Genomic DNA, 6,639 nt, shown 5'->3' on the forward strand with positions numbered 1-6,639 from the left:
GGCATGAAGACGGGTGGATGACGATGGCCACGTGTCCGGACGGGCACCAGTCGGTCGCGACCGACTACTGCGACGAATGCGGTCTGTCGATCGGGGCCCCGGCCCCGATCCCGACCACCGGCGGCTCCCAAACCACCGGCCCCACCTCGGTCTACGGCTCGGCCGGCGAGCCCTGCCCCAACTGCCTCCTGCCCCGCCAGGCGGGCGACACCTTCTGCGAAGGCTGCGGCTTCGACTTCGCCAACGAACAACCGGCGCCCACCATGACGGCCCCGACCCAGCAGCCCGACCCCGTGGCCGACCTGGAAGCCGAACTCCGGAAGGCCGAAGAAGCGGCCCGCGCACCGCAGGGCCCGACGACCACCGGCACCGACCCGCTGGCCAGGACCATCGCTTCCGACCCGCCGTCACCGGCCCGCTGGGTCGCCATCGCCAGCGCCGACCGCGCCTACTACGACGCCGTCGTCGCCGAAGGCGAGATCGACCCCACCGCCTACCCCTTCCCGGCCTACTGCCCGGACCGCCACTTCACCCTCACCGGCGACACCGTCCGCATCGGCCGCTCCGGCAAGAAGGGCCAGGTGGAGATCGACCTCTCCGGCCCCCCGACCGACCCCGGCGTCTCCCACCTCCACGCCGTCTTCCAGCAACGCCCCGACGGCGGCTGGTCGGTCGTGGACCTGGAGTCGATGAACGGCACCGTCCTCAACGACGACACCGCCCCGATCCCCCCGAACCAGGCCTTCCCCGTAGAGGTCGGCTACCGCGTCCACGTCGGCGTCTGGACGACCCTGACCCTGATCCAGAACCCATAACCCCCAAAGGGGGAAACCCGGCCGAACCATCCCGCGCCGCCATACGTGCCACCTATGGAGGACGAAAGCCTCCATCGACCCAAGGGGGCACGATCATGTCCAAGCCGGGTTTCCCCACCACGGCCCGCCGCGCCACGGCCCTCCTGTCCGTGGGCGCCGCCCTGACCCTGGCCGCGGCCTGCTCTTCCAGCAGCAAGACCACGACCCCACCCGCATCCACCAGCGCGCCCACCGTCGCCACCGGCACGGCGACGGTCAACGGCACGCAGACCACCGTCCTGACCGCACCGGACGGCCACACCCTGTACTACTTCACACCGGACTCAGCGGGCGGCCAGCCCACCTGCACCGGCACCTGCGCAAGCATCTGGCCACCCCTGGTCGGCTCCCCGAACGCGGGCGCGGGCGTCACCGGCAAACTCACCATCGCCACCGGCCCCAACGGCAGCCAGGTGGTGTACAACGGCCACCCGCTCTACGAGTACAAGCAGGACACCGCCGCCGGCCAGGCCAACGGCGAGGGCGTGATGCAGAAGTGGCACGCTGCGACACCGGCCCTGGCAACCGGCAACGCCCCAGCGCCTTCGAGCCCCTCGACCAGCGGAGGATCGGGAGGCTACTGATCCACCCGCTCGGCGGTGAGCCGAACCGCTCGCGCCAACAGTCACGGAACGTGGTTCCTGAACACAGTTGTGGTGTCCTGGATCCCCCGTCACGTCGGCGGGCGAAGCCAATCGCGCCGGTCAGGCGGTGTCAAGCCGAACGGCACGCAACCAGCAGCGGCGGCGATCCGGCTTGATGCCGCCTGACCGGCGCGATTCCGTCAGGCGACGACGTGACGGGGGATCCAGGACATGGCGACCAGAAAGCAGACCGCAGCCCGCGCGCGGGGTTGGTGATGCCCCGGAGCCGAGGCCCGCCGGAGGCACCGCTTTTGACTTTCCAGCCCGCGAGCTGCGACATGGTCGCCCACAGGCCACCCCCTCAGCCCGCAGCCGCCGATGCGACCGCACCAACCGCGGCGAACTGCGACTCCCCGCGGACTTTCAACACCATGGCCGAAGGTCGTATCAAGCCTTTTACCACAAGCTAACCGCAGGATCTCGCTCACAGGTCAACCGCAGGGCCTCACTCCACAAGCCAACCGCAGAGCCTCGCTCCGCAAGCTCCCGCTCCACAAACCAACCGCAAGCTCTCGTTCCCCGGCCAGCCTCGCGCTTCATTTATCGCGCTTCCGCACCGTATCCACCCACAGCGCAGCCGCCCCTGCCGCCGCCACCGCAATCAACACGATCCCGAGCACAGTCGCGTTCATAAGCCACCGTTCCCCTCTCGCTACCCGAACAAAGGTAGCGAGAGCAGAGCGTGAGAGCGAGAGCGTTACGCCTCAGAATCAGAGCTTCATCTCGTCCTTAACGGCTGTACACAGCCACGAAGTCCCGCTCCTCCGTCGAGAAGTACCGCCGCTCCGTCCGGGCGAAGTCCAGCAGCTTCGTCGACGCGGGGTTGAGCGGATCCTTGCTCCCGTCGTACGTCATGTACGACACCCACTGCTGGTTGATGTCCAGTTCCATCGCCCGCACCGCGCCCGCTCGCTGAAGCAGTTCGCCCAGCGTCCGCACCGACAGCGCCGGCCCCATCGCGTACACGACGTTTCCGTCCGCCGTGATCCCGATCCCGGACCGCCACACGAAGTAGGCGTTCTTGACCGTGACGCCCCACAGGTTCTTGTCGTCGCTGTCCACGCTCGGGTTGATCTGGCCGTTGTCCACCAGCAGCGTCAGGTTCTGCCGCACCCCGACCACGTTCGGGTTCATCGAGAAGTTCGGCCCGCTGTTCCAGGCCCCGACGTTTATCGTCCCGTCCTTGTAGAACACCTCGGACGCCTGGCCGTCCGTCAGCTTCCCGAAGGTCTTCCCGTTCAGGTAGAACCCGCCGTGCGCGTCGTTCGGCTTGAGCAGGAAGGCGCCGTTCCACGTGGCTATCAGGTTCTTGAGCTGATCCCCGGACAGGTGGTCGGTCTGGTTGAACCCGGCCGTCCCCGGCTGCTGCGAGCCCGGATGCAGTACGAAGCTGGCGTGCTTCTGGTCCATCCACGCCACGGCGGACAGATACTGCAGGTGATCCGGGTCCGAACGCAGCTGTGCGGTCTGGATGATCGGCACGCCGTTGATCACCACCGTCGGATGCCACGAACCCTCCCCGGGCGCCGGGTTCGGCACGAACGGCTTCATCGCCGGCAGCACTTGCTCGTTCTTCGCCAGTGACGGCTCGGCCGTCGTCGGCGGCGACAGCTCCGCCAGCTGCTGCGGCGACAGATTCCCACCCGTCTTCGGCTTGTCGTTCTGGTACTGCTGATTCTCCAGCCAGGTCACCGCCCAGCCCATCCCGTGCCCACGAGCCCACTCGGCGACGCGCGCTTCCGTGCTCATGTTGCCCGGCTCGGTCAGCGCGCCGTACAGCGAGTACCCGGTCACCAGGAAGAAGACCCCGAATATACCGCCCGCCGTGCGGCGGATGATCTTCCGTCGCCGCCGCTGCGCCGGAGTCAGCCGGTCCTTGCGACGCTTCCCGCGACGACCCCGACCCTCTGAGTCGGTGTGCCCCGGACCATCAGGGTTCTCATCATCGAGCTCTGGGTCGAAACCGTCCTGGAAACCGTCGGAGAACTCGTCGCCGTATCGGGTGCCGTACTCCGTGCCGTACTCCGCGCCCGAAAAGGCCTCGGCCTCCCTCGCGGGACGCCCCCGCCCCCGCCCCGGCCGAGGCGCGTCGACCGGCCGAAGTTCCTCAACGTCCTGAGGTACTCGCCGCCGCGTGCCCCGCGGAACATGCGTCTCCTCGACCGAGCGCATGTCTCGCGTGGCGCCTTCCACGCGCTGATAGCTCGGGTTCTGCGGCATGCCCGGATCGGCCCGATGGCTGTTGGGCCGCGGCTGGAAACTCGGATTCTGCTGAAAGCTCGGGTCCCGCGGCTGTCGGGGGTCTCGACCATCCCAACCGTCGCGGCCATCCCGACCGTCCCAGCCCTCGCGGCCATCGCGGCCACTGCGACCACCGCGGCCGTCCCGCCCATCCTGCGCCGGACGCGGCCCAACCGGCCCCACCGGTCCCGCCGGCCGTACCGGCCGCGGCGGCGTCGCATAGTCGTCCCAAGGAGTCCGGGGCTCGGGCCTGGGCTCGGCCACCGGACCCTGCCGTCGATCCTGCGGAGGCCTGGGCCGGGGAACCTCACGACCGCGGGGCGGTCCCTGCGGCCGGTCCGAGCGCGGTGGCACCCCGCGCCCCGGATACCCGTCGCCGGTCCTTCCCGTCGGTGCCGGTGTCATTCACAGTCCTCTCGCTCCGGTCCCCGATCCAGCCACAGAGTATGGCCATTCATTGATGGGTGCCGCTAGCTTGCCAGTTTTCACGTCTCGATCTCAGACGCGGAAACCACCGCACGCGGTTCCGGATCAAGGGGGCGAACAGGTGTGTTTTGCGCCACGCGTCACACCCGTGTCACGACCGCGTCACGGCGCGTGCTGCTATCGCGCGCTCCTCCTCCACAAGCCCCCACAAGGCTCTCGTCCGACTCTCACGCGGCCCGCGACCGCAACCGCCGCAACATCCGCGCATCCGCGAACCCCACCGCCCGCGCCGCCGCGTCCACGGTCGCCCCGTGCCCGATCATGTGCTCGGCCCGCTCCAGCCGCAACGTCTGCTGATAGCGCAACGGAGTCAGTCCGGTACTCTCCACGAACTGCCGCGTCAGGGTTCGCTCACTCACGCCGCATCCCCGCGCCAACTCCGCCAATCGCAAAGGTTCCGCAAAGGAAGCGTCGATCCGGTCCTGGGCCCGGTGCACCGCGTCCCGCAGATGCCACCGGTGGCGCAGCATCGCGCTGTCCTGTGATTCCTCCCCCGAACGCCGCGCGTACACCACCATCGACCGCGCCACCCGCGCCGCCGCGGCCGGTCCGTGCTGCCCCGCCACCAGATGCAGCGCCAGATCGATCCCGCTCGCGATCCCCGCTGACGTGACCACCCGGCCGTCGACCACGTAGACCACGTCGCGCTCCACCCGCGTCCGTGGATAACGCTCCGCCAACTCGTCCTGCAACTCGTGGTGCGTGGTGCTGCGCCGCCCGTCCAACAGCCCGGCCTGTCCCAGCAGGTCCGCGCCCGAGCAGACGCTGGCCACGGTCCCCCCGCCCGCGTGATGGGCGACCAGCCGACCCAGCGTCTCCCGGCTCGGCCGCGGACCTCCCTTGAGCATCGGCGACCGCCACCCCGGAACCACCACGAGATCATCCGGCCCGGTCACCGGCCAGACCGTCTCGGCGCGCAGCCGGACGCCTTGCGCAGTGACGACGTCTTCCTGCTCCGCCACATAGTGCAGCTGATACGGACAGCCGAGATCATCGGCTGTCGAGAACACCTGGGCCGGCCCCGAGAGGTCCAGCAGGTGCAGCCGCGGCATGAGCAGGAAGACGACCTTCACGATCCGGTCAGCCTACTCTTCAGCCCGCCGCGCCCACAGCGCCCGCACCCACCGCATCCGCGCCAGCGCCGCCCGCACCCATGCCAGCACCCACCGCACCCACTCCAGCGCCGACCACCTCATCCACCCTCGCAATCGTCGCGAACCGCCCCGCCAGCGCGAAGACCGTCCGCTCCACGACCGCCTCGGCGGACAACGTCCGCGGGTCCGCAACCAGCTCCTCCGGCGTCAGATCCCCAGCCGCATCCGGATGCGCGATCGGGTTGGTGGCCGTCGCGTCGACCACGAACGTCACCCGATATCCCAGGTCCGACGCCAACCGCGTCGTCGTCTCACAGCACTGCTCGGTCCGGATCCCGCACACCACGACCTCCCGGACCCCCCGCTCCGTCAACACCTGCTGCAGGTTCGTCGTGGTGAACGCGTTGTGCGACGTCTTCCGCAGCTCGACTTCCCCTTCTACCGGTTCCCGCAGCCCCTCCAGATACCGCACGTGCCCGCTGGCCGGGTCGAAGGTGTTCCCCGTCCCGGGCTCCAGGTGCAGCACCCACACCACCAGGTCGCCGGCCGCCCGCGCGTGATCCACCAGCCGGTTCACGTCGTCGGCGATGTCGGGGTTGTCGATCAGCCGCCACAACGGCCGGGCCCGGAACGATTCCTGTACGTCGATCACGACGAGCGCTCGCTTCTCCATGCCTCCATGCTCGCCCTCGCGCACCTCGCCCGGCAGACCCGTTCCGGCCCCGATGCGGAACGATCCGGTCACCCTCGCGGCAGCCCGGCACACCCGCGGACGCCGGGCGCGCCGACGCCCGCGAACTCCGCCCCGCCCTAGTCGATCATCACGCAGGCATCCCCGGTTCACCCCAAAGTCGCCTTCAGCCCCTGAATCTCGTCCGTTTTCATACCGATTCATCCCCATCCTCAGGTGACGGTTCGATAACTGGTCTATACCTGACCCCCCTCTGGTCTATACCGCCGGACGTTTCGCGGTTAGCGTGTGCCCTCAGTCAGCCGTCCCTCTCCGGCGTCTCGTCCCCCGGACGTGACCGGCAGACGCTTTTTGACAAGGGCTGACCAGCCTAACCGCATGACCGTACGACCTCACGACCTCACGACCCGCAGTCACTGATGTGTCCTTCCCTCACCCTTCCAACAAAGGTGGAACCCAGGTGAAGCGTCTCGCCACCCTCGCCGCGACCGGTCTGGCCGCGTCCCTCGCCCTGACCGCCTGCTCGTCGAGCAAGTCCTCGGGCGGCTCCTCCTCCGGCAACGCCGGCTCCGGCGACTCCTCCAAGCCGGTGACCATCTCGCTGCTCGCGCCGTCCTACGGCAGCAGCG

Annotated in this window: 5 protein-coding genes; 2 read left to right on the plus strand and 3 right to left on the minus strand. The window is 69.0% G+C overall.

What is annotated here, in order from left to right:
* Positions 1-17 precede the first annotated feature (17 nt).
* Both ABD466_RS35270 and ABD466_RS35275 read left to right on the plus strand, forming a co-directional pair.
* Positions 18-815 (plus strand): FHA domain-containing protein, encoded by a 798-nt coding sequence (locus ABD466_RS35270; RefSeq protein WP_344661592.1) that lies wholly within the window; start codon positions 18-20, stop codon positions 813-815.
* Between the two features lie 95 nt (positions 816-910).
* Entirely contained in the window at positions 911-1,438 is a 528-nt protein-coding gene (locus ABD466_RS35275; RefSeq protein ID WP_344661593.1) for a COG4315 family predicted lipoprotein, read from the plus strand.
* 789 nt (positions 1,439-2,227) lie between these two features.
* Here ABD466_RS35275 and ABD466_RS35280 read toward each other — a convergent pair.
* The 3 genes from ABD466_RS35280 to ABD466_RS35290 all read right to left on the minus strand — a co-directional run bounded on the left by ABD466_RS35280 (position 2,228) and on the right by ABD466_RS35290 (position 5,992).
* Entirely contained in the window at positions 2,228-3,718 is a 1,491-nt protein-coding gene (locus ABD466_RS35280) for a phosphodiester glycosidase family protein (RefSeq protein WP_344661594.1), read from the minus strand.
* A gap of 674 nt (positions 3,719-4,392) precedes the next feature.
* Positions 4,393-5,301: a GlxA family transcriptional regulator gene (locus tag ABD466_RS35285; protein WP_344661596.1), complete on the minus strand. Its 909-nt coding sequence runs from the start codon at positions 5,299-5,301 to the stop codon at positions 4,393-4,395.
* Positions 5,302-5,317: 16 nt separating this feature from the next.
* A complete protein-coding gene (locus ABD466_RS35290) occupies positions 5,318-5,992 on the minus strand; it encodes an isochorismatase family protein (protein WP_344661595.1) in 675 nt (224 codons plus the stop codon).
* Positions 5,993-6,639: the final 647 nt, after the last annotated feature.

The organism is Catenulispora subtropica, from assembly GCF_039531675.1.
GTDB classification, from domain to species: Bacteria; Actinomycetota; Actinomycetes; order Streptomycetales; family Catenulisporaceae; genus Catenulispora; species Catenulispora subtropica.

What these genes read in the sequence shown, in the direction of transcription:
- ABD466_RS35275 (WP_344661593.1), top strand. Translation starts at nt 911, where the DNA reads ATGTCCAAGCCGGGTTTCCCCACCACGGCCCGCCGCGCCACGGCCCTC.
- ABD466_RS35290 (WP_344661595.1), bottom strand. Translation starts at nt 5,992, where the DNA reads ATGGAGAAGCGAGCGCTCGTCGTGATCGACGTACAGGAATCGTTCCGG.
- ABD466_RS35270 (WP_344661592.1), top strand. Translation starts at nt 18, where the DNA reads ATGACGATGGCCACGTGTCCGGACGGGCACCAGTCGGTCGCGACCGAC.
- ABD466_RS35280 (WP_344661594.1), bottom strand. Translation starts at nt 3,718, where the DNA reads ATGCCGCAGAACCCGAGCTATCAGCGCGTGGAAGGCGCCACGCGAGAC.